Raw genomic sequence first — 243 nt, forward strand, 5'->3', positions numbered from 1 at the left:
GTCAGCAACCAGCGTCCAATAATCACTTTCTGTTGGTTACCACCAGAAAGTGAACCAATTTGCGTATGATGCCCAGGGGTTTTTACCCGCATGGAATCGATCACCCATTGGGTATCGCTTTTCATGCGTTTATTATCCAGCAGGCCAATACTGTTCTTATATTTTTTGATATTGGATATAAGAGAATTAAAGCCAATATCCAAAAAAGCATAAATACCGGTAGAACGACGCTCTTCCGTCACC

Annotated in this window: 1 pseudogene; it reads right to left on the minus strand. The window is 41.6% G+C overall.

The features are described 5' to 3' along the window. Positions 1-243: pseudogene (locus NR195_RS22825) on the minus strand (sugar ABC transporter ATP-binding protein); the annotation flags it as partial.

The organism is Pantoea sp. Ft-CA_14 (assembly GCF_024520875.1).
GTDB lineage: Bacteria > Pseudomonadota > Gammaproteobacteria > Enterobacterales > Enterobacteriaceae > Pantoea > Pantoea agglomerans.